Consider the following 25298-nt stretch of genomic DNA (forward strand, 5'->3'; position numbering starts at 1 on the left):
GCAGGACGAGATCAGGCCAATGGCCTCGCACTATGAGGTCATCATTGTCGGCGCCGGACCGACCGGGCTTCTCCTTGCGAATCTTCTTGGCAAGGAGGGGGTCCGCACGCTCGTCATCGAACGCAATGCCTCAACCGTCAGCGAGCCACGCGCCGTTTCCATCGATGATGAGGCGTTGCGCGCCATTCAGTGGATCGGGCTTGAGAAAGAGCTGATCGCCACGCTCTCGCTCGATTATGGTTCGCATTATTTCGATGCCCGCGGTCGCCGGTTCGCCATGATCGAGCCCTCCGAAATCGAGCATGGCTATCCCAAGCGCAATGCCTTCGAACAGGTCGAGCTTGAAAGGATACTCCACGAGGGCGCGCGTCGCTACGATTGCGTGACATTGCTGTTTGAGACCAGCGTCGTTTACGCCGAGGATAGCGACGGCCAGGTCATCGTCACCGCCTCACCAGCGGGTGGAGGCGATCCAGAGCATTTCTCCGCTTCCTGGGTGGCAGGCTGTGACGGCGGTCGCAGCACGATCCGGCGCGGCCTCGGCATCCAGCTTGAGGGCGACACCTATAACGAGCGATGGCTGATCGTTGATCTTGCCGACACGCGCGATCCCTTCCGTCAGTCCCGGGTCATCTGCGATGCCCGACGCCCTTGCATCACGCTTCCGGGGCCTGGTGGCATTCGCCGGTACGAGTTCATGATCCACCGCAGCGAGGATGCGGACAGCCTGGTAGAGGAAGCCAATGTCCGCCGATTGCTGGCTGGCGTCGGCCCGGATGGCGATGCCACGATAAGGCGGATCCGCACCTACACCTTTCATGCTCGGGTGGCAGAACGGTGGCGCAGCGGGCGTCTCCTTCTTGCAGGTGACGCCGCCCATCTTAGCCCACCATTTGCGGGCCAGGGTTTGAACAGCGGGCTACGCGATGCGGTGAATCTTGCCTGGAAACTGGCAGCGGTATGTCGTGGCGATTTCGGCCCGGCCCTGCTCGACAGCTATGAGACCGAGCGCAAGCCCCATGTCCATGCGATGATAGACCTGTCCTTGCGCATGGGGCGTATCCTGATGTCGCAAAGTGCGGTTCGCGCATGGCTTACGCCTTGGTTCTTCCGCGCACTCGCCCTGTTTCCCAAAGCCCGCGATTATGTGCAGCAGATGCGCTATAGGCCGCGCCCACGTTTCGAGGACGGCCTGCTCCTGCAAGGGGCCATGGGCACCGCCGAGGTGGGGCGCCAGTTCCCCCAACCGCGCGTCGAAACGCCCGATCGCCAGTTTCTGCTCCTCGATCATATGCTGCCGCCCGGCTTCCTCCTGCTCTCGCTTGCAGACGACCCGGTGCATGCCTTCGATGACCTGGCTTTGCCAACCGCGCTCACCAGGCTCGCGCTCCCGCGCGTCGTGATCGTGCCACGCCAGCAGACCGCGCGGACGGTCGACGGACTCATCGTCTGCCGCGACGCCGAGGGCGCGCTTATGCCACGTTTCGCGGCAGTCAGGGACTGCTACATCCTGCTGCGCCCCGATCGCTATGTCGCGGCGATCGTCCGCAAGGGCGATGCAAGGGGCTGGGATGCCGTCGCCAGCCTGATTGAAAAACACCATCCCCACACGGTTCCGCAGGAGCTTGCCACAGCATGAAACTGATCAATTTCCTCCATGAAGGTCGCCAGAGCTTCGGTATCGTCGAGAATGATATCGTGATCGATCTGGGCGGGGAGATCGAAGGCGTAAACAGCGTCGATCAGACTCTTGCCGAACCGCAATGGCTGTCGATGGCGCGCGATCAGTCAACGCTGTCCATTCCGCTTGCCGCAATCACCTTCCTTCCGCCGGTGCTCAACCCCCGGCTGATGGCCATGGTCGGGCTGAACTATGCCAGCCATATTGCCGAAACCGGCAGGGAACCGCCAAAATATCCCTCGATCTTCACGCGTTGCACCGACAGCGTCGTCGGCCATCTCGCGCCACTGATCCGACCGCGCGTGTCCGAAAAGTTCGATTATGAAGGCGAGCTTGCAATCGTGATCGGCAAGGGGGGCCGCCATATCGCCAAAGAAGATGCCTATGAGCATGTTGCTGGCTACACGCTTTTCAACGATGGCTCGGTACGCGACTATCAGCGGCACACGATCCAGTTCTTTCCCGGCAAAAATTTCTGGCGCTCGGGCTCCGTAGGTCCCTGGATCGTCACGCGGGACGAAGCCCCTGCCCCGGCGGAGATGACACTCACCACCCGGCTCAACGGCGCTGTTATGCAGCAGGCAAGGCTGGACGATCTCGTCTTCGGCGTGCCCGAGCTTATCTCCTATCTTTCCGATGTGCTGCCGCTTGTGCCCGGCGATATCATCGCGACCGGCACCCCAGGCGGCGTCGGGGCGTTCAGGGAACCGCCGGTCTGGATGAAGCCGGGCGACCGTGTCGAGGTGGAGGTCTGCGGTATTGGCACGCTCGTCAACATGATCGTGGACGAGGAATGAACAGGGTCACCACCGCCGTGCAGCGCGACCCGGTGGTTCGACAAGCGATTGAGAGGCTCGTCACCGCCAACGCGATTCTCTATCGCAAGGGCGTGGTCGACGCGTTCGGGCATGTCAGCGCCCGTCATCCGCACGATTCCAGTCGCTTCCTGCTGTCATCCTCGAAGGCGCCCGCAACCATTGCGCCATTCGACATCATGGAGCACGGTCTCGATGGCGAGCCATGCGCTGGCCATGATGGCAAGCCCTATCTCGAACGCTTCATTCATAGCGAGATCTACAAGGCGCGCGCCGATGTCAGCGCCATCGTGCACAGCCACTCGCCCTCGGTCATTCCCTTCGGCTGTGTTGCCCAAGCGAAGTTGCGGCCGATCTTCCATATGTCATCGTTCCTGGGCGAGGACGTGCCCTGCTTCGATATCCGCTCTTTGGGAAGTGACGAAACGGATCTGCTGATCAGCAGCCGCGAGCATGGTGCTGCCCTTGCGGAAACGCTTGGCCGGGACGCGACCGTTGTGCTGATGCGTGGCCATGGATCGACCGCGACGGGATCGAGCCTGCAGGAGGCAGTCTTCCGGGCCGTCTATACCGAGGTCAATGCGGGCCTGCAGATCGCAGCCAGCACGATGGGCGATGTCACATATCTTTCCCCCGGCGAAGCCCTGAGCGCCACAATTTCCAATCGCGCCCAGATCGGCCGCGCCTGGGATCTATGGGCTTCCGAAGCCGAGCGTCGTTGACGATTGCCGGGAGGCGCAGCCTCTCGCGTGCTGATATCGGCGTGTCGACTGGCGCAGCTCAAATAAGCACCGGAACCTGATCCGCAGCATGTCGAAGAACATCGTGGTGGCGTCGAGCCGCTTTGGCACGTCTTCCGGCATCTGCAACGCCCCCCAAACAGGCCCAAGCAGTCCGACTGCGCAAGCAAAAGGGCGGAATCGCAAGACCCCGCCCCAATATTTGTCTTCCGATCATATTAGAAAGTGTAGCGTACACCGATCTTGAAAGAGCGACCTTCGGGAATGCCGATGGCGGGATCATAGCTTAGAGACTGACGTGCGCCGGAAGGGTCCTTGTCGAACAGGTTCAGCACCGTGACGTTGAGTGTCGTCCCGGAAAAGAGTTCCACCTGATAATTGGCGTCGATGCTGGTAAAGGCGGCCACCTTCTGCCCGAATGTGACGAGCTTGCAATTGGGCGCTGTCGTTCCTGCTATGCATGGTGACGTCACGGGACCAGTCTGCACATAGACGGGGATACGGTTATCCTTCACACCCGCGACATAATAGGCCGCCAAGCGGAAGGTGTGCGGACCGGTCGCATATTCGATCGAGGCGTTGCCGCGCCAGCGCGCAATAGTGCCGGGAAGCCGATCATAGTTGGCATAGCCAACGGCATCATATCCTTTTGAGATGAGCACGCCATTGTTCAAGAAATCATTGATATGATACTTCAGGACAACACTGGCATTCGTCGCCAGCGTGAGCTTTCCACTGCCGATGTCATTGAACTTCATGCTCGCTGCGAAATCAAGGCCACTTGTATTCGTGGTAGGGCCATTGACGAGATCCGACTGGATGATCGCGATGTCGTTGGCACGCGTCACGCCCTGGCTACAGACATTGCCGGCAAAAGTGATCAGCGAGGCCAGCGGGCTGGCGCAGTTCACAAATTGCGTGCCGGTGCCGGCACCGGCAACAGCCGAGGCGATCACGTCCGGCGGTGTGCGGACGATCAGATCCTTCAGCTTGTAACTCCAATAGTCCACGGAGAAATGGAAGCCGCCCGTCTCGACGATCGCGCCCAGGCTGTAGGTGAAGGCGGTTTCCGGTTGGATGTCCGGGTTCCCCCGATTTTCCACCGCCTTGAATACGCCGCCAGCGACGGCGAGGCCGATGCTGCTCTGTGTGCCGGAGGCCGCGCGTTCCGCCATTGAGGGACCGCGGAATGTCGTGCCGACCGATCCGCGGAGCGCCAAACCATCGATCGCCTGCCATTTCAGCGCGAACTTCGGATTCACCGTAGACCCCGTTCCGCCACCATAATCCTCATAGCGAATGGCCAATTGACCATTCAGGCGAGATGTTACCGGCAAACTCAACTCGCCAAAGGCTGCGTAGATTTCTTCACTGACATCGAGCGGTACGATCGGACCGAAGAACTGATATGGTCCCGTCCTCAAAGTACAGGACATATTGCCCGGATTGATACAGGGTGTAATATACTGGTTCGAGAAATTGTCCGTCCGCGAATGGAACGCACCCTTGCGATATTGGCCACCGACTGCCCATCCGATATCGCCGCCCGGCAGGCTGATGCCCAGCTTCCCGCTCAGCAACGCATCGAATACCAGCAACGACTGTTCCTGAACAATCCGCTGATCGTTGAACAACCAATTCACCAGCGCCGGATCATTGGCGACGGTGGATGCAAAGCCAGGATTGGTCAGACCAAGGGCCGGGTTGGAGGCGTAGGCATTGGAAAACGGATTGAGATATTGGCATCCGTTGGCACCAGCCACCGTGCCCGAACAGTTCGGACCACCAAAGCCATTCAGAGCGTTTTGCAGACGATAAATGAGTATATCTGGCGCACTCGAATCATATTTCTCGTTCGAATAAGAAACACCGACGTTATAATTGATCGAATCGGTGATCTTTCCGTCAATATTGGCGGAAACGCGATACAGATCGCGCTTGCGGTAGCCGATGTTACCCCCGAGCCCGTCGGTTGAAGGGTTCCCACCATTTCCGAAGGCACGCCACAGGATAGTATTCGCACCGGTCGCAGTTCCTATCAGAGCAGCATTGCCGGTCTGTGTCAGGAAATTATTGAAGCCTGGGTTACTGCTTGGAATAGTAAAGGCGCTGCCCGGACCATTGGGCCCGACAATCGGCGGATAGGATGGAGAAAAGCGCATATGCGGCAAGTCGCTGCGCGCATACAGCCCTTCGACATGCAGCTTGCTGTCGCTGCCCAAATCGACATCGGCATCGCCGTAGATCTGATATTTGTTCTCGTCCTCGACCAGATTATCGAACGGGATGGCAGTGTGATAACAGACCGGCAGCGTGTTCGAATAACCGGCATATCCGCCAGTCTCAGCACAGTTTGCGTCGCGAACCGGCGGTCCCAACGGCGCGCCTCCGGCACCGGTGATCAGGAACACGCCGGGATTGGACAGCGGCCCCCAGGGCGCCGGATTGGTCGTGTAGGGAAGGTTTGCCCAATCTCGGTCGACGGACGCAAGCTCTGACCGATGCTGATACCCGGCCGAAATGAAGGCACGCACGGTGTCGTTTGACCAGCCATAGGCGACACTCGCGCTGTAGTCGCCGTCTGTGTCAGGGACATAGCGGTAATTGGCCGATACGTCGAAACCATGGAGGTCGGTTCGGGTAATCAGGTTCACGACACCGCCAATGGCATCCGAACCATAGGTCGCCGCAGCGCCGTCCTTCAGGATTTCAATGCGGCCAATCGCCGACAAAGGCATCAAATTCGTGTCAACGCCCTGGCTGCCCTGGCCAGGGGAAGCGACTATCCGTCGCCCGTTCAGCAAGACGAGCGTCCGTTCGCCACCCAGGCCGCGCAAATTGATCGAGCCGGCGCCAACCTGCTGCTGCGCGCTGACCGAGAAAGCGTTGCTCTCACCTTGAACCTGACCGACCGATGGCAGGGTTTTTATGATATCCAACATCGAAGGCGTCCCGCGCTTCTGCAGCGTATCGGCACTGATCACTGCAACGGGAAGTGCGGCGTTTTCGGCCGACCCGCGAATCAGCGTGCCGGTAACAACGATGTCCGCATCCTTATTCTCGCCATTTGCCATGATGGACTCAGGTGGAGTCTGCGCATGGGCTACCCCTGTAGCAACGAGTTGCGCAGCTGCGGCCAGTATCGACGTTGTAGTGAATAGACTTCGCATCGTTTTTCCCCCTGAAATATTCGCAGAGATATCCTGTGAACAAGCGTGCATTGCCTGTTCCCCGAGCCTCCCCGCCTTGACAATCAGTACACGGTCAATTTGCGCCGAACGCGGAAGCGATAGCACCGAGAATGACGACCTCCGCCGAGCCGCACGACCATGTGCAGCCAGAAAATATGTTGAAGGAAAATCAAATTGACGCTGCGAGCCTGCCGAATCGTCAGTATACTGTCAAGATCAAAAAACAGCGCTTGACACAGGGGCGTTTCCACCTGTTTTCAAGGCATCGGACATTTGACAGTCTACTGACGAATCGCGACTGGTCAGGCTTGCATCGGCGTTTCTCCCTTCCCGATGTCGATTTGTGAAAGAGATGGCATGACGAACTTATGCACGCAGGGTCGGCGACTGTCGCGAAGATGGATGAGAGCAGCCGGCCTGCTCGCCGCAATCACTGCGGCGCCATTGAACGGGCAGTTGGTCACGCCACCGCCATTCAAGCAAATGATGATCAGCGGACCGGCATGCCTGGCAGTGGATGGGCCGTTCACCGCCGCACGCTGGGCCGGATGCTCGCAGGCCGATTATGACCGGTGGTACGACGGAGTGAAAGCATGGCGCGACGAGCAGCGGGATCGCATTGCTTTCGATGATCGCCATTATCGCGAAGCTGCGCTGGCCTGGACCCGGAGTGCATTCATCCAGACCCAGGCGATGATGGAAGATCGCTACCTCTATGATCCGATCGCACGCCGCTGGACAGTGGATCGCTTCCTGGACGACTTGAAAGACCGCTATGGCGGAATAGACGCAGTGCTGCTCTGGCCCTCCTATCCCAATATCGGCGTGGACGATCGCAACCAACTCGACATGCTGCTGTCGATGCCCGGCGGCGCAGCAGGTATCAAGGCAATGGTCGCCGATTTTCACCGGCGCGGTGTACGCGTGCTCTTCCCCTATATGCTCTGGGATCGTGGCGTACGCGAACTGGGGACCTTGCCTGACAATGTGGTCAAGCTGTTACAGGATCTGGGCGCGGACGGGGTCAATGGCGACACCCAGGCCGGCGTTCCTCCGGGCTGGCCGATGGCAGCCGAGCGGCTGGGCAAGCCGCTGGCTTTCCAGCCCGAGCTGCCTTTCGCCGATGAAGCACTGAGTTGGAATGTCATGTCCTGGGGGCAGTACAGCTACGATTTCGTGCCCAAGATCGACCGCTATCGCTGGCTCGAACGGCGACATATGGTCAATGTCTCAGACCGCTGGGCCCGGGCCAAGAGCGACAACCTTCAGTTCGCCTTCTTCAACGGGTCGGGCTGGGAAAGCTGGGAGAATGTCTGGGGCATCTGGAACGGCATTACGCCGCGCGACGGCGAGGCGACGCGGCGCATGGCGACGATCCAGCGAGCGACGGCGCCGTTCCTGACGCAAGGGGAATGGCGGCCTTTTTACCCCATGCTCCAGTTTGGCATATTTGCGAGCCAGTGGGAACATGACGGACAGGTTCTGTGGACCGTTATCAACCGGAATGACTATGAAAGCGCGGGCGCCCAGATGGTCGTGCCTGCGAAACCCGGCATGCGCTTCTATGACCTGTATCACGGTGTCGAACTGAGCGGCGTGCTCGGGGGCAATCATGTAACCCTGTCCTTTCCCATGGAGGGCAAGGGCTTTGGCGCGATACTGGCCAGCGAGACCGCAATCGATCCGGGCATCTTGCGCCTGATGTCGACGATGCAAGCGATGACGCGAAAGCCGCTATCGTCCTTCGATGCCGATTGGCGCCCGCTACCGCAAACGCAGATGCCGATAGCCCCTACCAGGGCCTATGCCGAGGCACCAAGGGACATGATCGAAATCCCGGCGGCCCGCTTTGATTTTGCGGTGCGTGGCGTGGAAATAGAAGGCTCAAACGATGTCGGGGTCGATATCGCATATCCCTGGGAGAAAACGCCGCGGCGCTTCCACCGGAAAACCATCGATATCAAACGCTTCTATATCGATCGCACGCTTGTCACCAACGCACAGTTCAAGGCGTTTCTCGATGCGACGGGCTATAAGCCCGCCGATCCCGTCAATTTCCTGAAACACTGGACGAATGGCTCCTTTCCCGAAAAGCTGGGGAACCGGCCAGTCATTTGGGTGTCACTGGAAGATGCTCGCGCCTATGCGTCATGGGCCGGCAAGCGGCTGCCACATGAATGGGAATGGCAATATGCCGCGCAGGGCGTTGACGGACGCCTTTTCCCCTGGGGTAATGAATGGGACCCAGCCCGCGCACCTGAACCTGTGGACGGTCGGGCGCTGACATCCCCCGCGCCGGTGGATGCGCATGCTGGCGGAGCAAGCCCTTTCGGCGTATTCGGGATGGTCGGCAATGTCTGGCAATTGACCGATGAATATAGCGACGAGCATAGCCGCGCCGCGATCATCCGGGGAGGCAGCTATTATACGCCGCGCGGCAGCATCTGGTATTTTCCAAATGCCCCGCGACTCGATCAACATGGCAAACTCCTGTTGATCGCGCCATCCCGCGATCGGTCTGGCACGATCGGCTTCCGTTGCGTTGCCGACGCGACGTGACGCGTCCTCGATATCGATGGTTTGGCGGCTGGACCGAGCGGCTGGCTTCGACGATCCCGATCGTCTGCTGGGAAAGCGGCTTTAGAGCGGTTTCCGTTCACACGGAACCGCTCTCGATTCTTCAATGCCCCAATATCCGAGCCGTTGGCGGAATCGCCCAACGGCTCGGATATTGCTTTAGATAACGGCCTCGATCAAGAATGGACCATTCCTGGCCATTGCCGCCTCCAGCACCACCGCAAACCGCTCGACGGTGTCCGCGCGTTCGGCATCGACCCCCATGCCGCGCGCCAGTGATACCCAGTTGATTGCGGGATCATCGAGATCGAGCATCCTGCGCGCGTTCGCGCCGGGATGGGCGATACCGACATTGCTCATTTCGCCATGCAGCACCGCATAGCTCCGATTGGCGAGAATGATCGTCACCACATTGCAACGCTCGCGTGCCTGCGTCCAGAGCCCCTGGGCCGTGTACATGCCACTGCCATCGGCCTGCAGGCATATCACCTTGCGATCGGGGCATGCGATGGAAGCGCCCAGCGCAAGCGGTATCCCGGCACCGATCGCGCCGCCGGTCAGCTGAAGATAATCATGATTGGGGCCGTCCGAAGACAGCCCCCAGAATTGCCGGGCCGAAGTGATCGACTCCTCGCATATGATGGCGTCTTCAGGGAGAAAACGTGCGGTAATCGCCGCGACGGCCGCGTCCGTGAGCTTTCCGGAGCTGGGCATTTCGGGCTTGCGGACAGGGCGGGCAGCAAAGACAGGCTTCGCACCTGTCAGGGTTGCGAGCGCGTCCAGGCAAGCCTCGAGATCGTCACCAAATTCTGCGAGGCGAACAACCTCGCATTTCTCCGGCACAAGCCGGCTCGGCTTTCCCGGATAGGCAAAGAATGCGACGGGCTCCTGTGGGCCGATGCACAGGAGTACCTCGACATCGGCGAGCGCGGCCAGCGCGAGATCGACAGGATAGGGGATCAGGGCGATTGCGGGTCGTCCGGCACCCCGTTCGACCCGGCCGTTGGCGACCCCGCCCATCATTCGAGCACCCGTTCGCGCACATATATCGGCCGCGAGCGATAGCGCGCGCGCGCGCAAGGCATTACCCGAAAGGAGCAACATGACCTTCTTGCCCGAGAGCAAATGGGCTGCCGCCATTTCAATTCCAGCGTCGGGAACCTGCCGCAAGGGTTCCATGGATCGCTCCAGCGTTTTCCGCCTTGTCATTTCCCAGGCGGCGTCGGCGGGCAGAATCAGGGTTGCGACACCGGGCATTCCGCGCGCCGCCCGGCATGCCGCATCGACATCTTCCGCGATCGTCTCCGCATCCTGAACCCTGCGCACCCATTGCGACATGGGCCTCGCAAGGCTCTCGATATCGGTGGTCAGCGGCGCGTCATATTCCAGATGATAGGAGGCGTGATCGCCCACGATGTTGATCATCGGCGTCGCCGCGCGCCTGGCATTGTGGAGATTTGCCAGACCATTGGCGAGACCAGGGCCGCAATGGAGCAGAGTCGCGGCAGGCTTTCCGGCCATGCGCGCATAGCCATCGGCCGCTCCCGTCACGACACCTTCGAATAATCCCAAGACGCAGCGTATCTCCGGTCGGCGATCGAGCGCCGCCACCATATGCATTTCCGACGTGCCGGGATTGGCGAACCAGGTATCGACCCCGTTTGCATCAAGGGCTTCGCACAGAATATCGGCCCCGCTCATTGTCATTTCGTCCACTCTTTCCTGCCCGTCATTGCCCAATCCACTATGGTATCGGTTCAGCCTGCCTTCGCTGCGATATTGCCGTAAGACCCGGTTAGAAATCTGACGGGACAGACGCGCCGGCCGTGCGCTCAGCCTCACGCAGGCGCTGGATCACGCGACGTACGCGCATCGCGCCCACATCACCCGCAAGCAACGCAGGCTTCATCGTGAGGAAGTCCGCATCCCTGCCCATGGTCTGCTGAACAGCCTCGACCATCGGCTTGTCCTCATCCTCGAAAGCTATTCTGGCGAACGCCCGTCGGGCCGTGGTCAGTTCGACATCATCGACTGCGAAGTTACGAACCCCGCAATGGAAATAATGGGTCGTCGTCTCGGTCTCAGGCGTCATGAGATGACATGCCTCGCTTACGAACGGCGGCGCGTCCGGAGCGTCCGTCGGTCGCATGAGAATGCGCAACCTCATGTTTCCGGCCGCTTGCCAGGTGACTTCGGTCGAGGTGTCGATCCTTGTCACGTCGCCAAACACCGCCGCGTTAAGCCGTGAGGGCGGAACGCCGGTCACATCCCAATGTATCGACACCCGCTCCCCATCCTGAGTGCATTTCGGCTGGATCGTCGCGAAGGAACCTTGTGCCAGGGTATTGGGGTGCAGATAGTCCACATGCCCGAGATCCATGATATTGTCGTTGAGCAGCTCATAATTCGCGCGGACATATGTATAGCCAGGGGTTCGCGAGGATGGATGCGCCTGGGAAATGAAGCCAAGATCGGGAATACTGCCGATGTCGGCGCGCTCCACGGCGCCCAGCCAGACCCAGATCAACTCATTGACTTCGACCGCAGGAAATGCAGCAACGCTCACACCACGAAGCCGGGCGCCCTGTGGATTATGCACACAGGCGCCTGATCGATCGAACACCAGACCATGATATCCACATTGGAGACCAGTCTGGACCACTGTGCCGCGGTGAAGTGGCGCGAAGCGATGCAGACACCGATCGCGTAATACGGCAACACACCCCTCAGCATCAATGAATATGACGAGAGGCATATTAAGAATAGTTCTCGATATGAGAGAAAATTCGTTCAACTCATTCCGCCATGCTACCGCATACCATGAGTTAAAAACGAACGACATTGCGATCTTTCCAAATTATAGAGAAATTTAATTCATAAATAGATCGTCTAATAGAACTTACCGGACATATTATTCATTTTATCACGGACCACCTGTGACAGAAATAAGTTGTCCGCTGATATAGCCAGCCGCAGGCGAGGCCAGGAAAAGCGCCGCATGCACCATATCGTCACCGCTCCCCAGACGACCCCGCGCGATGCCGGTCGTCAGCCGCGCCTGTTCTTCGGGCGGAAGCGCATTGAAACGCTTGGTAATCTTGGCCTCCGGGCCCGGCAGCGTCAGACCGGGCACGATGGCGTTCACGGTGATGCCTGCAGGCCCCAGATCATAGGAAAGCTGTTTCGTCAGGCCCGCTATTCCGCTTTTGGCCGTCACATATGGCAGAAGCGCCGGCGCGGTGCCGACGCCGCCGAACAGCCCATGCATCAGCGAACTGCCGATGTTGATGATCCTGCCCGTGCCCAGGGCGCGCATGCCCGGCACCAGCGCCCGGCAGAAGCGCATCGTACTGCCAAGATTGAGGTCGAGAACAAGATTCCAGACATCATCGCTGACATCCTCGATTCCCTCACAGCGCCCCTCGCCACAACCGCCGACATTATTGACCAGGATCGAGATCGGACCGAGCGCGGCAGCAACTTCCGTGCAGACCCGCGCAACGGCCGAAGAGTCGCGTACATCGGCCACCCAACTCGCAACATCGGCGCCGGGTGCCGGCGCCTGAACATCGACAACGGCAACCTTTGCGCCCTGCTTGGCAAGCCCACCGGCGATCGCGGCGCCGATACCCGCCGCGCCCCCTGTGACAAGCGCCACTGCTCCAGACAGATCATTCCCCACGCACAGCTCCCCTTTATCGATCTCAACCCATGTGGCGTCCGCCATTCACCTCCAGCACGCACCCGGTCATGAAGTCGGCATCGGGCGCTGCAAGAAATTCAACCGCAGCAGCAATATTCTCGGGCCGACCAATCCGGCCGACCGGCGTCTCGCGGGCGATCGCGGCGATCTGCTCAGGCGTCAGCTGGGCGCGGACGGTATCGGTCAGGATAGTGCCCGGTGCTATCGCATTTGCAGTGATGCCGAGTGGCGCGCCTTCAAGCGCGGCAAATCGCGTCAGATTGATCGCAGCGGCCTTCGAGGCGGCATAGGCGACACCGGTGTGGAGGCCCGAAGGGGCAACGCCCGCCATCGAACCGATCGTGATGAGGCGTGCCTGCGCGACCGGACGCACTTCGCGCCTGCGAAAAAAGGCGCGTGTCGCCAGAAACAGACCGCGCGCATTGAGCGTTTCGGTTTGCTCCCAATTATCGACCGATGTCTGCGCGATCTGTTGCGGCTGCGACGGATCGACCAATGGACCGCCCGCGACATAGACAAGGATCGCAATATCTCCGATTGCCGCCTCGGCGGAGGCAAACAAAGCCTCCACGGCAGCCTCCTGCCTGACATCGGTAGAGAAACCGGCATGCGATCCATGTCCCAGAGAAAGGGCCACGTCATTCGCTGCGTCACCATCGATGTCCGCGACCGCGATGACATTGCCCACACGCGCGAGATTTCGGCATATCGCCGCACCGATGCCGCCTGCGCCACCGATGACCAGTGCTATGCGGGGCGATGGCGGGCCAGCGAAGCGCGCGGGGGCGGTCATGCTACAGCAGCGGCGTGCGACGGAGCGTACGGCGCTCTTCCGCATTGAACGGCATCCGCGCATGCTGGAGCGCGAGATTGTTCCAGATCAGCAGGTCGCCGCTCTTCCACTCATGAACATATTCTTCAACGGATTCGGCCGCCTGCCAGATCTCGTCGAGCAGCGCCTCCCCTTCGCCATGCGAGACGCCTTCGAAGTCGGCAGTGCTGAACCGGACGACCCACACGGCCGGCTTTCCCGTTGCCGGACTGCGCCAGACAAGCGGCTGCAGCGCCGTCTTGGCATTGGCGGACAGATTGGAGAAGCCGACCTCGACGGAATAATCCTTGCGGTCGTAATCGAAGACATGGAGGCACTTCACGGCTTCGGCCCGTGCGCGCAAATCCGCGCTCAGCGCCTCATAGATCGCATTGCCCGATCGCCACTTCGTCTGGCTGCCGGAATCCGGGATTTCCATGGCATAGAGCATGAGCGCACGAAGCGGCTCTTCATGGAAGAGATGATCCTGATGGAATTTGAGCTCGCCGTCTCCGAGAATGCCATCGGCACGCGTGTTCGAGATATATTGAGTGCCGGGCTCCTGTGCGACCGCACCGGTCGCGATACCCTTTCTGACTTCGATCCGCCCGAACACTTCGCCATATCGCGATTGTTCGGGCGCCGAAATGTCGACACCCCGGATCAAGAGCAGATTATATTCGTCAAACCCCTTGCGCAGCACGGCCGACGTCTCGTCATCGAACGGTTCATGCAGGTTCACCCCATGAACTTCGGCACCCAATGTGTTCGTCAAAGGTGTGAACGTGATCGGCATGGAAGCTCCCGGTGCGAGTAGACGACAACAAGGCTGCGTGACCCGCATCGAGCGACGGGATATCCGACTCTCTCAGATCACCGTCATCACAATGCACAAACATCAGTACACTGTCAATCAGTATGCCGATGCAATGCCTGCCGCTTATTTCGGCGCCTTGCGCGGCTTGAGCGGTGCCCGGCTAAGATCATTATTCCCCGTCACCAGCCGTGAGAGGAGAGATACGAACAGGGCCTGCTCCTCCGGATTGAGCGGCGCCATGATGCGCTCCTGGACGCGCTCGATCGCATCGGTCGACTCATCCAGCAATTTCTCAGCCTTGGCTGTCAGCCACACCTGTTTGATCCGCTGATTATGCTTGGGCATTTCGCGCCGAACGAGTCCGGCATCCTCAAGCCGCCCCAGCAATGTACCGATCGTGGAACGGTCGATCGCTATCAGATCCCCCAACGTGCGCTGGTCGACACCGGGATTGGCACGCACGGCTACCAGGGCCGCGTATTGGACCGATGTGATGTTGAAAGAGTCGAGTTCCTCCAGGAAAATGGCAACCGCGATCTGGCGTGCACAGCGAATCAAGTGCCCGGGAACATGATCGAAGACGTGTATCCCCTCCCCGCCATGGATCTGTTCCAACTTTTCCTTGGCCTTTGCCATCGCGCTTCGAGCCATTTCTTCTTGTCCCTGTTGCAGCTGCAGCGATGCCGTATCGCGTGCTGATCGCACATAGCCATCCGCCAAAGCACAGCCAGATTCAATAGCCGCATGCAGTCCATCGAATGGTGCGCGTCCATCCGCAAACAGAATTTGACAGCACACTGATAATCAGCCAACTGTCACTCTGAAGCGCTTCGGCGCTCTTAGGTGAATCAAACGGGGACTTAGGCATGTCGACCGAAGGGTTAGGCGTAACCACGACGCCCGCGATGCGCAATCCGCGCAGGCGGACAATCGAAGGTATCGACACCGTCTTCCACGATGAAGGAAACGGTGAGACAATTATATTCATCTTTGGCGGCAACTTTGGTTCATCCGAGGCCGGCAGCAGCACCCACGCCTGGGACCTGAACTTTGTCCCGCTTGCCGACCGGTTCCGCGTGGTGGCTTTCGACAAGATCGGCCAGGGCTTCACCGGCAATCCCCTGCGCGACGAGGATTACACGATGGCGGCGGTGGTCCGTCATGCCGCGGCCTTTATTGAAACGCTCGATGCAAATGGTGTCCATCTCGTCGGTCACTCGCGCGGCGGCTTTTGCGCGACGCGCGTGGCCCTTGAATATCCCCATCTGGTCAAGTCGCTCACTATCGTGAGCAGCGGGACGCTCAGCCCGACGATATCGCCCAATGAGATCACCCTGGCCGGCAATCCGCACCCTCCTTATTCGCGTGCGAGTTCGCGTTGGGTCTATGAGGGCTATTGCCACGATCCACGAGCCGTGACCGAAGACTGGGTTGATCGTTCCGTCGAGGTCGCCAATCAGCCTCAAGTAAAAATCGCCGTGCAGAAAATGGTCCGCGAAGGTCTCGCTCATCGTTATTTCCTGCCCGAACTGGCCAGGCAGAAGCGCGAAACCCTTCAGTGGCTGCGCGAGGGCCGGCTCCAGCGGCCTGTCGAAATCATCTGGGGCGCCAATGATCGCACTGTCGCGGTGCAGGGCGCATTCGAGATTTTCGGGATGATCAGCCCGCATCAGCGCATGACCGAGATCAGCATGTTCAACCATTGCGGCCACTTCCCGTATCGTGAGCATCCCGCACGCTTCAACGAGTTGCTGTCCCGCTTCGTCGACGACGTCAGCGCATGAAGGATCCCCGATGATGAGTCTGCTTGAACATCAAACTCTCGCAATCCAGGGCGTGGCGACGCATGTCATCACTGGCGGTGCGGGCGATACGCCAACCCTCTTCCTCCATGGCGCCATCCCCGGCATATCGCCCTATTGCGGTGGGGCGCATCTGTGGCAGGGGATGCTTGAAGGCTTCGGCACCGATAATCGCGTGCTCGCCATCGACCTGCTCGGAAGCGGTAGCACAGGCTTCAAGACCGATGAGGAGCCCCTTACGATCGACGATATCGGCGCGCATGCCCTGGCCACCCTGGAAGCCCTTGGCGTAGGCCGCGTGCATATCGTCGGGCACGATCTCGGCGGCCTGGTCGGTCTGTGGATCGCCATGAACGCGCCAGACCGGGTCGCCTCCGTGAGCGTTGTCGCCAGCGCCGCAGCCGCGCCGATCGGCGATTGGGTCGATGACCTCGTCTTTCTGGATCCACCGCCCCCCTTCTGGAGTCCCGCCTCGCAGCGTTGGGCGCTTGAGCGCATTTCCTTCACGCCTGGCCATATCGACGCCGCATTGCTGGACAATTGCGTGTTCGCTGCGCAGCAACCCGGGCCGATCGCGGCACGGAAGGCAATGGCGAATCCAGCAGCGCGCGCGCTGTTCAGCGCCAGCCTCAGCCGGACGAAGAGCAAATTGTGGGCGCTGGCGCGGGATGCCCGGTTTCCAGTCCCGCTACAGGTCATCTGGGCCGCGGAAGACCCCCTGACCACGCCGGCGCACGGTCTCGTGCTCTTCCAGACCATCGGCAAGTCACAGCCTGAAGCGCAATACCACCTCGTCAATCGATCCGGCAATTTCATCTTCCGCGAACATCCGAAGCGCTTTCAACGCCTCATTCGCGCATTCCACCAGGGGCTGGCCATGACCGAGCCCCAATATCGTTACGCCTGAGCTGGAGTCCTTGATGCCCTATCCCCGCAACTGGTCTCTCCCCAAGAACGAACGTCTCGTCTTCAACATCGGGTTGGCCTTCGAATCCTTCACGGTCCAGAGCCAGTACACCCATTTCCAGCCGGGCATCCGCGATCCCTTCTCACTGTCTTATGGCGACTATGGATGGAAGGCAGGGATGTGGCGGATTTTCGACCTGCTTGGCGAACTCGGCGTCACGGCAACCATGTCCACAAACGGACTTGCCGCCGAACAGCATCCCAAGGTGGTCGAGGCAGCCATTGCCCAAGGCTTTGAGATCAGTGGCCATGGCTGGCAGAACGATATCAGGATGCGCGAGGATGATCCCGAGGGAGAGCTGGAAGAGATCCGTCGCTGCACCAGGGTGCTGACAGAGATCGCCGGCGAGAGGCCGGCGGGATGGATCAGTGTCGGCCTGACAGGCACGAGCAACACCAATCGCCTGCTTGCCCAGGAAGGCTATGCGTGGAACGCCGACGACGCGAGCGACGACATTCCATTCCTGCATTCGACCGGGCATGGCGACCTCGTCATCTTCCCGCGCGCCGGTCTTCCCATGAACGATCTGAATATGTGGGCCCTTGCCCGCAATCCGCCATCGGTCATCTGGGAGAATTTCAAGGACACGTTCGATACACTGTACGCGGAAGGTGCCGCCGGACGTCCCAAGATCATCGACATCACCCTGCACGGGCACATGGCCGGGCGCCCCACCCTCATTCCAACCATCCGTCGCATGATCAGCTATGCCCAGCAGCATGAAGGGGTCTGGTTCGCGCGACGGAAGGATGTTGCCAACTGGGTGCGAAGCCACGACCATCCGGATTTTACTGCCGCCTGACACCGTCGATACAGGAGTTCGTGAATGCGTTTGCGTCCCGGAAGCTGGCCCTCGATCTTTGCGATTTACCTGTTCGGCATATTGTCGAGCGCCGGTTTCGGGAAAATGGTCCCGATCCTCCCCGACATAAAGCTCGCCTTTGGCGTCTCTTCGGCAACCGCAGGCCTGGTGATGTCGGTGCTGGCCGTCATGGGTGCCGTGGGCGCGCTCCCAGCGGGGACCATCATCAACCGACTGGGTGACAAGCCCGTTCTGGCGGGTTGTGCGCTGTTGAGCATTGTTGCCAACCTCGCCGCCTGGATCGCGCCGAATATTGGATGGCTGATCGCTTCGCGGGCCCTGGACGGCGTGACCTGCATTGCCTTTGCGGTGGCCGGGCTGATGCTCCTCATGCGAACAACTGAGGGAAGACGCCGCACGACGGCGCTGACATTGTGGGCAACCAGCATTCCCATCGGCTTCCAGTTCGGCGTGATCAACGCCTCGTCGGTTGCCGGGGGAGAGCATTGGCGCTGGGTTTTCCTCGGTACAGCCGTGCTTCAGGCCGTCGCCTTTCTACTGGCACTATCATTCCCTCCACACATCGCAGACGAGAAGCCGGAGTCGTTCCGTCAAAGCTTCTCCGTGATCTTCGCGCCCAAGCCGTTGCGGCTGGGCCTGGCCTTTGGGGTGCTGGCGGTCCTGCAGTCAGGCACGGCGACGATCATCCCGCTCTATTTCAAGACGGCTTTTGGCTTGCCCATCGCGATGACCGCGATGTTCAGCAGCCTTTCGACCTTTCCGGACAGCTGTGGCAGCTTCATCACGGGCTATCTGCTCAATCGCGGGTGGCGTAGCCTGCTGGTCGGCGCCATCGGCACGGTGGCCCTGATTGCCGGCGGCGCCATCTACATGTTCCCGCAAAGCGGCTGGAAACTCGCCATCATCGGCATGTTGATCTTCCAGTTTTCCACCGGCTGCTTCACCGCTCTCATGATGGCCATGTTGCCGCATGTTCGAGGAACGCATAGCGCCAGCTCGACCAGTGGCATCTTCAACCAGCTTTCGTTTGTGGGCCTCGTGATCGCGACCCCGCTGATCCTTACAACCCAGGACGCCTTCGGGTGGTATGGCGTTCTCGCCTATATCGCGGTGACGGCGATCCTGATCCTCCTCCTCGTTCCGATTTCGGGAAGTCTGCCCGGGACATCGAAGGCAGCGGCGGAAAATCGGGAGACGGTCGTCATATGATCAGCATGCAATCCACCACCGCCGACGTGGAATGGGAGACAAGGGTTTCGCTCGCGGCATTGTATCGGCTGGTCGCGCTCTACGGCTGGGACGACATGATCTTCACGCACATCTCTGCGCGTGTGCCAGGGTCGACTCCAGCCTTCCTCATCAATCCCTATGGTCATTTCTTTGAGGAGATGACGGCATCGTCGCTGATCAAGGTGGATATTGAGGGCGCGATCCTCGATGGCGGCGCGGGCCCGGTCAACCGGGCAGGCTTCGTCATCCACTCGGCGATCCATGCCGCCCGCCCCGACGCGCATTTCATCATCCATCTGCACACCGATGCCGGGGTCGCTGTCTCCGCGCAAAAGGAAGGGCTCCTGCCGCTGACCCAGCATGCGCTGATCGTGCTCCCGAAGCTCGCCTATCATGATTTTGAAGGCATCGCGCTCGATACGGATGAGCGCGCACGGATCGTCGCGGATCTGGGCAGCAAATCGCTGATGCTGCTGCGCAATCACGGGACCCTCGCGCTGGGGTCGACTCCAGCAGAAGCCATTGTCGGCATGCAATATCTCGAACGCGCCTGTTCCCAGCAGGTGTTGGCGCTTACAGCGGGGCGGGATGGTGTCCTCATGGCACCTCGATCCGCCCAGGAGGCGGTTCGGCGCCAGACCGACGGCCCGACGGCGCCGATCTGGGACAATGCCTGGGAAGGCTGTTTGCGGATGCTCGACCGCAAGCTGCCCGGATACGCCCAGTAAGCGCGATCATATAGGCCCATCGAGACCAATCGCCTTTCGGTTCAGGCAGAGCCTGAACCGCGAACAGCCGCAGGGCTGAAAGGCGACCACCCTGCCGAATTCAGGCCGGCGGGTTTCGCCAGGCCATCGAAAGACCACCGTTCAGTCCGCTTTCCGACCACTTGCACGAAGGGCCGCAGCCCGAACCGGCCATGAGGCGGCGCTGCTCCCATAGAGCCGGGTGCGCAACCGAAGTCCGAACATGCGGGCGTATAGGGCACAATGGCGCCACGGGTGCTGTAGCTGAGTTGCGAGCCTTGCCAATAGACCTCATCGAAGAGATTATCGATATAGGCCGTCACGCTCCACTTCTCCTTCTCAAGGCCGATGCCGAGGTTGACAAGATCATAAGCGGGCAGATCGTCCACCGGGCCAAGACCGGACCATGGGAAGGCCGCCTTGCTGCCGCTCCTCGCAGTCAGTTCGCGCATCAGGCGGTCATGAGTATCGAGCCCGAAATAGACGAAGCCGCCGCCATGCATATAGATGAGCGCGGGGCTGAAAGTCGCCGCGCCATGTGGACGAAAAATACGCACGCGCACTTCGCCGCGTCCAACCGTCACCCCGCGATCCACATGGGGAACATCCGGCCCACCCATCCGCCATGGGCGACGCACATCCGCAAGGATATGACGCTGCTCGGGAAACTCCAGTGTGGCGAAATCGGGATGTGCGGCCGTGCCATCCAGCAAAGCACGGACGAAGCGGGCGATATCGACATCCGCGGCTGATTTGGTGAGCATTTTCTGAGATCCGACTGCAAGCCCCCGGTCCTGCCGGGCGTTACCACCGACTAGCCGGATGGTCGGGTGATTGCTTGCGACCCCGGATCAGTCACTTGCTCTACGGGGCCATGCCGGCAATGCTGCCGGCCCTGTCGTGTCGACCCGGCCAATATCTCGCCTTGCCGCAAAATACCGTTCGCCGTCATCGCGGACCTCACCGGACAATATGTACAATCCGATGATATTCGGCACGGCCAGCAGGAAAAAGAAACTGTCGGCAAGGTTCGTGACGGTCGAAACATCGACCAGCGCACCGATCGGAAGCGTCGCGCAGAAGAAGATCAGATAGGCCCGGTCCTTCCACTTCGATGGACCGACAAGATAGGCCCAGACCTGCAAGCCATAATAGCCCACCGCCAATATGGTGGAGAAGGCAAAGAGGCACACCGCGATGGCCAGAAGCGCCGGGAACCAGGACCCGGCCGTCTCGAACGCGGCAGAGGTCATGGCGATATCATTATATCCCAGTCGCCAGCTGCCCGTCACCAGGATCGCCAGCGCGGTCGCGGTGCAGATCACCACGGTATCCAGAAATGGCTCAAGCAGGGCGACGAAGCCCTCCGATGCCGGCTCCCGCGTCTTCGCGACGGCATGGGCGATGGCGGCAGGGCCGATGCCCGCCTCGTTGGAAAAGGCCGCGCGCCGAAGGCCAACGACCATGGTCGCAAGAAAGCCGCCCGCTACCGCCGTGGGCGCGAAAGCCTCGGTCACGATCAGCAGCAGGGTGGAGGGGATCTTGTCCGCATGCAGGACCAGGATGATCGCGATGCCAAGCATGTAAAAGGCGCACATCACCGGCACCAGGCGGGACGTCACCCGGGCGAGCACGGCCACGCCGCCGATCAGCACGATCGCCGTCGCACCGGCGATGACAAGCCCGTAAATCAAAGCCGGCTCCATGCCGCCGCCCAGCCCGAGCACGATCCTGATCTGCGAATAGGACTGGTTGACCTGCACGACCTGGATGAAGGCGAACAGGGCGAAGATCGCATAGATCATGCCCAATATCTTGCCCAGCCGTGGCATGCCCCGGGCAGCAAGACCATTGCGCAGCATCCACATCGGGCCGCCGGAATAGCGGCCGTTGGACAGGATGGTGCGGTATTTGACGGCAAGCAGAACCTCGGCGAACTTGAGGCTCATCGCAAACAGGCCACCGACAATCATCCAGAAGACCGCGCCCGGACCGCCCATGGCGATCCCGATGGCGACGCCGGCGATGTTCCCCAGGCCAAGCGTGCCGGAAAGAGCGGTCGAAAGTGCCTGGAAATGCGACATTTCTCCCGGCGCATCCTTTTCCCGATGACGACCGAGCAGGATGCCGACGGCAAAGGCAAAGCCGCGAATATTGATGCATTTCAGGCGGATCGTGAAAAACAGCATCGCGGACGCCAGCCAGATCACGATGAGCGGGAAGCGGACCTGGAAGATCTCGATTTCGGCGAACACAAGGGACGACAGGGCATGGGCCGCAGCAGGAATGATATCCAGCATCACGCGGCCTTATCGAACATGATGCGAGGATCATGTCGATCCTCGTTCAGGGGATCAGAAAAACCGGGGTGCTTGCGTTCCGATCGAAACATTGGTCGCGTCCTCCATGCGTGGCGGGATGTTGGCGCGTTGATCGCCAAGCCTGATGCCCGCGACGCTATGAAGATCGCCCGATCGAAGCCAGACGTCGGCCCAAATGCGCCGCATTTCGGCCCAGCATGACAAAACCGGGCGCCTGTTTCGTGGACAGCCGACGCAGCGGCAGCGGCAGATCACATCATCCCGGCGATGAGCGCGCTGGCGCCCGATATGTCCGCAAGCCGCTCTCCATTGCGGAGCCGTTGCAGGATATCGATCTCGGCGGATTGCATGGCGATGGCACGCCGGGCCAGGGCCTCTGCCATGTCCGGCGGCAGCACGACAACGCCGCTCTCATCCGCCAGGATCGCGTCTCCGGGGCAGACGGTCACGCCGCCGACCGACACGGGCACATTCATCGCACCGCCAAGATTGAGGAATTTCGTCGTCAGCGGCGTGGCGCCCCGGCACCAGACCGGCAATCCGACCCGCCTGATTTCCCCGAAATCGGTAGCCGGGCCGTCGATCACGATCGCCGCGACCCCGGCAAGATGCGCCGCATTGGTCGTCACTCCGCCCCAGCAGGCATGCCGGGTATCGCCGCACCGATCGATGACGAGAATGTCCCCCGGGCGGGCAATGCTTACGGCATGATGCAACAGCGTGGAATCCGCGCCGGCGATCCGCACGGTGACGGCCGTGCCTGCGACACGCGCATCCGCATTCACCGCGCGGATGGCAGGATCGAGGAACCCGCCATGCAGCACATGGCCGATCGTGGCCGTTTCCACGTGCGCGAGCAGCGCCACGACATGCTGGGGCAATGGCTGTGGCATAGGGTTGATCCGCAACATCAGCCGGGTTCTCCGTGAAATGCCGTGAGCCTGTCGCTCGATTGCTCGTCCTTGAGCGCGATGCCGGTCAGTTCGAGCGCCCTCGCGCGGCGCAACAGCCAGGCGATCTTCCCCGCCGCCGCCTGATGCGAGAGGCCGTGCGGCGGACGGATGTTGGAGACGCAGTTCCGCTCGCTGTCCATGCGCTCAGGCGCGGGCCGCCATGTGATATAGGCGCCCAGACTGTCGAAGGCGCTGAGCCCCGGCCGCTCGCCGATCAGCACCACGACCATTCGCGCGCCGATCCGCGCGCCGATATCGTCCCCCAGCGCGACCCGCCCCTGATGGGCGACGATATCGGGCGCGATCGACCATAGCGGCAACTGGGCGCGCAGGGCATTCGCGACCGCGGCGGCATGCGCCATCACGGCCATCGAAGACAGCCCGTCCGCCACGACGATGGCCAGATCGAAAGGCCCTTCGGCAGCGATCGCGGCAAGCCGGTCCGCCGACGGGCCGTCCAGCCGCCGGCCAAGATCGGGGCGCTGAAGATAGGTCGGCCGGTCGACCGCCGCGCTCGAAACCGCGATGGCGCCGGGCGAAAGGCCATCGATCAGCCGCTGCGTATCCAGCCCGGCATGAACCGCATCGCGGGCCAGCGCGTGCGCCATCTGGAAATCCAGCATCGCCCGGTTGGGCAGCCCCGCCCCGACCCGCCCCAGACCGATACGCGCCTGGGTCAGCATCGCCAGCCGGGCCTTGAGGGCAGGCGTGGCGGCGTCCGTCATTGCAGCACCGGCGGCAAGGCCAGGGGCGATTGCGCGCCATCGAGCGGGATGTTCCGCAGCACCCCCTGTTCATCCTGCAAGCCCATTTTCGACAGCCAGGCGTCGAATTCGGGCGCGGGGCGCAGGCCCAGCACGCGGCGGGCATAGAGCGTGTCGTGAAAGCTGGTGGATTGGTAATTCAACATGATGTCGTCGGCGCCCGGCACGCCGATCAAGAAATTCACGCCCGCCACGCCCAGCAGGGTGAGCAGGACATCCATATCATCCTGGTCCGCTTCGGCATGATTGGTGTAGCAGACGTCCACCCCCATCGGCAGGCCCATCAGCTTGCCGCAGAAATGATCCTCAAGGCCCGCGCGCACGATCTGCTTGCCGTCGAAAAGATATTCCGGGCCGATGAAGCCCACCACCGTGTTCACCAGCAGCGGGCGGAAGGCGCGGGCCACGGCATAGGCGCGCACTTCCATGGTCTGCTGGTCGATGCCGTGATGGGCGTTGGCCGAAAGCGCCGCCCCCTGCCCGGTTTCGAAATACATCACATTGTCGCCAATGCTGCCGCGCCGCAGGGAAAGCGCCGCGTCCCGCGCTTCGCGGAGGATGGCGAGATCGACGCCGAAGCCGCGATTGGCGGCCTCGCTGCCGGCAATCGACTGGAAGACCAGGTCGACCGGCGCGCCCTGCTCGATCGCCTGGATGCTGTTGGTGACATGGGTGAGCACGCAGCTTTGCGTCGGGATGTCATAGGACAGGCGCAGATCGTCGATCAGGTGGAGCAGGGTCTTGGCCGCCGCGACATTGTCCGTGGCGGGATTGATGCCGATGACGGCATCCCCGCAGCCCATGAGCAGCCCATCCAGGATCGAAGCGGCGATCCCCGCCGGATCGTCGGTCGGGTGATTGGGCTGCAACCGCACGGCAAGCGTGCCCGGCGCGCCGATGGTGCTGCGAAAACGGGTGACGACCCGTATCTTCGCCGCGACCATGATGAGATCCTGATTGCGCATCAGCTTGGAGACGGCGGCCACCATCTCCGGCGTCAGGCCATCGCTGATCGCCGCGATGGCGGCACCGTCGCACGCATCGCCCAGCAGCCATTCGCGCAACTGGCCGACGGTCATGTGCCCGACCGGGGCAAAGGCGGCGGCATCATGGCCATCCACGATCAGCCGGCTGACCTCATCCCCCTCATAGGGGATCAGGCATTCGTCCAGAAACCGGCGGAGCGGAATATCGGCCAGCACATGGCGCGCCGCGATCCGGGTCGCCGCATTGTCCGCGGCAAGTCCTGCCAGCACATCGCCCGACCGCAGGGGCGAGGCCGCGGCCAGCACGTCCTTCAGCGCATCGAAGCGATAGCGCGTGCCGCCCAGATCAACCGAATATACCATCGCACCCC

Annotated in this window: 22 protein-coding genes and 1 pseudogene; 10 read left to right on the plus strand and 13 right to left on the minus strand. The window is 61.1% G+C overall.

What is annotated here, in order from left to right:
• Window positions 1-19 precede the first annotated feature (19 nt).
• From WFP78_RS16110 to WFP78_RS16120, 3 genes are read left to right on the plus strand one after another with little or no spacing between them, the layout of a single operon-like run.
• Window positions 20-1639 carry a bifunctional 3-(3-hydroxy-phenyl)propionate/3-hydroxycinnamic acid hydroxylase gene (locus WFP78_RS16110; RefSeq protein WP_419722985.1) on the plus strand — a complete coding sequence of 540 codons (1620 nt, stop codon included), beginning with the start codon at window positions 20-22 and terminating at the stop codon, window positions 1637-1639.
• On the plus strand, window positions 1636-2478 hold the full coding sequence (locus WFP78_RS16115) for a fumarylacetoacetate hydrolase family protein (RefSeq protein WP_336964542.1): 843 nt from the start codon (window positions 1636-1638) through the stop codon (window positions 2476-2478). The genes WFP78_RS16110 and WFP78_RS16115 overlap by 4 nt, the downstream gene beginning before the upstream one ends.
• 17 nt (window positions 2479-2495) lie before the next feature.
• Window positions 2496-3218: a class II aldolase/adducin family protein gene (locus WFP78_RS16120; RefSeq protein WP_336964544.1), complete on the plus strand. Its 723-nt coding sequence runs from the start codon at window positions 2496-2498 to the stop codon at window positions 3216-3218.
• A gap of 236 nt (window positions 3219-3454) precedes the next feature.
• On the opposite strand, the gene WFP78_RS16125 is transcribed toward WFP78_RS16120, so the two are convergent.
• Window positions 3455-6310: a TonB-dependent receptor domain-containing protein gene (locus WFP78_RS16125; RefSeq protein WP_336964546.1), complete on the minus strand. Its 2856-nt coding sequence runs from the start codon at window positions 6308-6310 to the stop codon at window positions 3455-3457.
• A gap of 227 nt (window positions 6311-6537) precedes the next feature.
• On the opposite strand from WFP78_RS16125, the gene WFP78_RS16130 reads away from it, so the two are divergent.
• Both WFP78_RS16130 and WFP78_RS16135 read left to right on the plus strand, forming a co-directional pair.
• Complete coding sequence (locus tag WFP78_RS16130) at window positions 6538-6774, plus strand: hypothetical protein (RefSeq protein ID WP_336964549.1); 237 nt, start codon at window positions 6538-6540, stop codon at window positions 6772-6774.
• A 136-nt stretch (window positions 6775-6910) separates the two neighbouring features.
• Window positions 6911-8986 carry a formylglycine-generating enzyme family protein gene (locus WFP78_RS16135; RefSeq protein WP_336964552.1) on the plus strand — a complete coding sequence of 692 codons (2076 nt, stop codon included), beginning with the start codon at window positions 6911-6913 and terminating at the stop codon, window positions 8984-8986.
• A 177-nt stretch (window positions 8987-9163) separates the two neighbouring features.
• On the opposite strand, the gene WFP78_RS16140 is transcribed toward WFP78_RS16135, so the two are convergent.
• The 7 genes and pseudogenes from WFP78_RS16140 to WFP78_RS16165 form a co-directional block, all read right to left on the minus strand.
• Complete coding sequence (locus WFP78_RS16140) at window positions 9164-10711, minus strand: acetolactate synthase large subunit (RefSeq protein ID WP_336964554.1); 1548 nt, start codon at window positions 10709-10711, stop codon at window positions 9164-9166.
• A gap of 88 nt (window positions 10712-10799) precedes the next feature.
• Window positions 10800-11570 (minus strand): hypothetical protein, encoded by a 771-nt coding sequence (locus WFP78_RS16145; RefSeq protein WP_336964556.1) that lies wholly within the window; start codon window positions 11568-11570, stop codon window positions 10800-10802.
• 18 nt (window positions 11571-11588) lie between these two features.
• Window positions 11589-11846, minus strand: a pseudogene (locus WFP78_RS23460) (Rieske 2Fe-2S domain-containing protein); the annotation flags it as partial.
• Window positions 11847-11927: 81 nt separating this feature from the next.
• Window positions 11928-12731 (minus strand): SDR family NAD(P)-dependent oxidoreductase, encoded by an 804-nt coding sequence (locus WFP78_RS16150; RefSeq protein WP_336964559.1) that lies wholly within the window; start codon window positions 12729-12731, stop codon window positions 11928-11930.
• Window positions 12709-13563, minus strand: a complete 855-nt coding sequence (locus tag WFP78_RS16155) for an SDR family NAD(P)-dependent oxidoreductase (protein ID WP_336964561.1) — start codon at window positions 13561-13563, stop codon at window positions 12709-12711. Before WFP78_RS16155 ends, WFP78_RS16150 begins: the two co-directional genes overlap by 23 nt.
• Window positions 13502-14314, minus strand: a complete 813-nt coding sequence (locus WFP78_RS16160) for a TauD/TfdA dioxygenase family protein (protein ID WP_336964563.1) — start codon at window positions 14312-14314, stop codon at window positions 13502-13504. The genes WFP78_RS16155 and WFP78_RS16160 overlap by 62 nt, the downstream gene beginning before the upstream one ends.
• A gap of 144 nt (window positions 14315-14458) precedes the next feature.
• Window positions 14459-14971 (minus strand): MarR family winged helix-turn-helix transcriptional regulator, encoded by a 513-nt coding sequence (locus tag WFP78_RS16165; RefSeq protein WP_336964565.1) that lies wholly within the window; start codon window positions 14969-14971, stop codon window positions 14459-14461.
• Window positions 14972-15201: 230 nt separating this feature from the next.
• Here WFP78_RS16165 and WFP78_RS16170 point away from each other — a divergent pair, with 230 nt between their 5' ends.
• The 5 genes from WFP78_RS16170 to WFP78_RS16190 are packed head-to-tail and all read left to right on the plus strand — an operon-like array spanning window position 15202 to window position 19885.
• Window positions 15202-16119, plus strand: coding sequence for an alpha/beta fold hydrolase (locus tag WFP78_RS16170; RefSeq protein ID WP_336964567.1), 918 nt, complete (start codon window positions 15202-15204; stop codon window positions 16117-16119).
• A gap of 52 nt (window positions 16120-16171) precedes the next feature.
• Window positions 16172-17044 carry an alpha/beta fold hydrolase gene (locus tag WFP78_RS16175; RefSeq protein WP_336964569.1) on the plus strand — a complete coding sequence of 291 codons (873 nt, stop codon included), beginning with the start codon at window positions 16172-16174 and terminating at the stop codon, window positions 17042-17044.
• A gap of 13 nt (window positions 17045-17057) precedes the next feature.
• On the plus strand, window positions 17058-17906 hold the full coding sequence (locus WFP78_RS16180) for a polysaccharide deacetylase family protein (RefSeq protein WP_336964571.1): 849 nt from the start codon (window positions 17058-17060) through the stop codon (window positions 17904-17906).
• Window positions 17907-17930: 24 nt separating this feature from the next.
• On the plus strand, window positions 17931-19136 hold the full coding sequence (locus WFP78_RS16185; RefSeq protein ID WP_336964573.1) for an MFS transporter: 1206 nt from the start codon (window positions 17931-17933) through the stop codon (window positions 19134-19136).
• Window positions 19133-19885 carry a class II aldolase/adducin family protein gene (locus WFP78_RS16190; RefSeq protein ID WP_336964575.1) on the plus strand — a complete coding sequence of 251 codons (753 nt, stop codon included), beginning with the start codon at window positions 19133-19135 and terminating at the stop codon, window positions 19883-19885. Before WFP78_RS16185 ends, WFP78_RS16190 begins: the two co-directional genes overlap by 4 nt.
• A 41-nt stretch (window positions 19886-19926) precedes the next feature.
• Here the strand turns inward: WFP78_RS16190 and WFP78_RS16195 are convergent, their stop codons facing one another.
• The 5 genes from WFP78_RS16195 to WFP78_RS16215 form a co-directional block, all read right to left on the minus strand.
• Entirely contained in the window at window positions 19927-20667 is a 741-nt protein-coding gene (locus WFP78_RS16195; RefSeq protein WP_336964578.1) for an alpha/beta hydrolase fold domain-containing protein, read from the minus strand.
• Between the two features lie 87 nt (window positions 20668-20754).
• Window positions 20755-22203, minus strand: a complete 1449-nt coding sequence (locus WFP78_RS16200) for an alanine/glycine:cation symporter family protein (RefSeq protein ID WP_336964581.1) — start codon at window positions 22201-22203, stop codon at window positions 20755-20757.
• A gap of 272 nt (window positions 22204-22475) precedes the next feature.
• Complete coding sequence (locus WFP78_RS16205; protein ID WP_336964584.1) at window positions 22476-23117, minus strand: RraA family protein; 642 nt, start codon at window positions 23115-23117, stop codon at window positions 22476-22478.
• Window positions 23118-23134: 17 nt separating this feature from the next.
• On the minus strand, window positions 23135-23902 hold the full coding sequence (gene eutC, locus WFP78_RS16210; protein ID WP_336964587.1) for an ethanolamine ammonia-lyase subunit EutC: 768 nt from the start codon (window positions 23900-23902) through the stop codon (window positions 23135-23137).
• Window positions 23899-25290 carry an ethanolamine ammonia-lyase subunit EutB gene (locus WFP78_RS16215; protein ID WP_336964590.1) on the minus strand — a complete coding sequence of 464 codons (1392 nt, stop codon included), beginning with the start codon at window positions 25288-25290 and terminating at the stop codon, window positions 23899-23901. The genes eutC and WFP78_RS16215 overlap by 4 nt, the downstream gene beginning before the upstream one ends.
• Window positions 25291-25298: the final 8 nt, after the last annotated feature.

The organism is Sphingobium aquiterrae (assembly GCF_037154135.1).
Classification (GTDB): domain Bacteria; phylum Pseudomonadota; class Alphaproteobacteria; order Sphingomonadales; family Sphingomonadaceae; genus Sphingobium; species Sphingobium aquiterrae.

Excerpts from the sequence above, each read along its gene's own strand:
- WFP78_RS16110 (WP_419722985.1), top strand. The coding sequence starts at position 20 with ATGGCCTCGCACTATGAGGTCATCATTGTCGGCGCCGGACCGACCGGG.
- WFP78_RS16115 (WP_336964542.1), top strand. The coding sequence starts at position 1,636 with ATGAAACTGATCAATTTCCTCCATGAAGGTCGCCAGAGCTTCGGTATC.
- WFP78_RS16125 (WP_336964546.1), bottom strand. The coding sequence starts at position 6,310 with ATGGCAAATGGCGAGAATAAGGATGCGGACATCGTTGTTACCGGCACG.
- WFP78_RS16130 (WP_336964549.1), top strand. The coding sequence starts at position 6,538 with ATGACGACCTCCGCCGAGCCGCACGACCATGTGCAGCCAGAAAATATG.
- WFP78_RS16135 (WP_336964552.1), top strand. The coding sequence starts at position 6,911 with ATGATGATCAGCGGACCGGCATGCCTGGCAGTGGATGGGCCGTTCACC.
- WFP78_RS16140 (WP_336964554.1), bottom strand. The coding sequence starts at position 10,711 with ATGACAATGAGCGGGGCCGATATTCTGTGCGAAGCCCTTGATGCAAAC.
- WFP78_RS16150 (WP_336964559.1), bottom strand. The coding sequence starts at position 12,731 with ATGGCGGACGCCACATGGGTTGAGATCGATAAAGGGGAGCTGTGCGTG.
- WFP78_RS16155 (WP_336964561.1), bottom strand. The coding sequence starts at position 13,563 with ATGCGCGGATGCCGTTCAATGCGGAAGAGCGCCGTACGCTCCGTCGCA.
- WFP78_RS16160 (WP_336964563.1), bottom strand. The coding sequence starts at position 14,314 with ATGCCGATCACGTTCACACCTTTGACGAACACATTGGGTGCCGAAGTT.
- WFP78_RS16165 (WP_336964565.1), bottom strand. The coding sequence starts at position 14,971 with ATGGCAAAGGCCAAGGAAAAGTTGGAACAGATCCATGGCGGGGAGGGG.
- WFP78_RS16170 (WP_336964567.1), top strand. The coding sequence starts at position 15,202 with ATGTCGACCGAAGGGTTAGGCGTAACCACGACGCCCGCGATGCGCAAT.
- WFP78_RS16180 (WP_336964571.1), top strand. The coding sequence starts at position 17,058 with ATGCCCTATCCCCGCAACTGGTCTCTCCCCAAGAACGAACGTCTCGTC.
- WFP78_RS16185 (WP_336964573.1), top strand. The coding sequence starts at position 17,931 with ATGCGTTTGCGTCCCGGAAGCTGGCCCTCGATCTTTGCGATTTACCTG.
- WFP78_RS16190 (WP_336964575.1), top strand. The coding sequence starts at position 19,133 with ATGATCAGCATGCAATCCACCACCGCCGACGTGGAATGGGAGACAAGG.
- WFP78_RS16195 (WP_336964578.1), bottom strand. The coding sequence starts at position 20,667 with ATGCTCACCAAATCAGCCGCGGATGTCGATATCGCCCGCTTCGTCCGT.
- WFP78_RS16200 (WP_336964581.1), bottom strand. The coding sequence starts at position 22,203 with ATGCTGGATATCATTCCTGCTGCGGCCCATGCCCTGTCGTCCCTTGTG.
- WFP78_RS16205 (WP_336964584.1), bottom strand. The coding sequence starts at position 23,117 with ATGCCACAGCCATTGCCCCAGCATGTCGTGGCGCTGCTCGCGCACGTG.
- eutC (WP_336964587.1), bottom strand. The coding sequence starts at position 23,902 with ATGACGGACGCCGCCACGCCTGCCCTCAAGGCCCGGCTGGCGATGCTG.
- WFP78_RS16215 (WP_336964590.1), bottom strand. The coding sequence starts at position 25,290 with ATGGTATATTCGGTTGATCTGGGCGGCACGCGCTATCGCTTCGATGCG.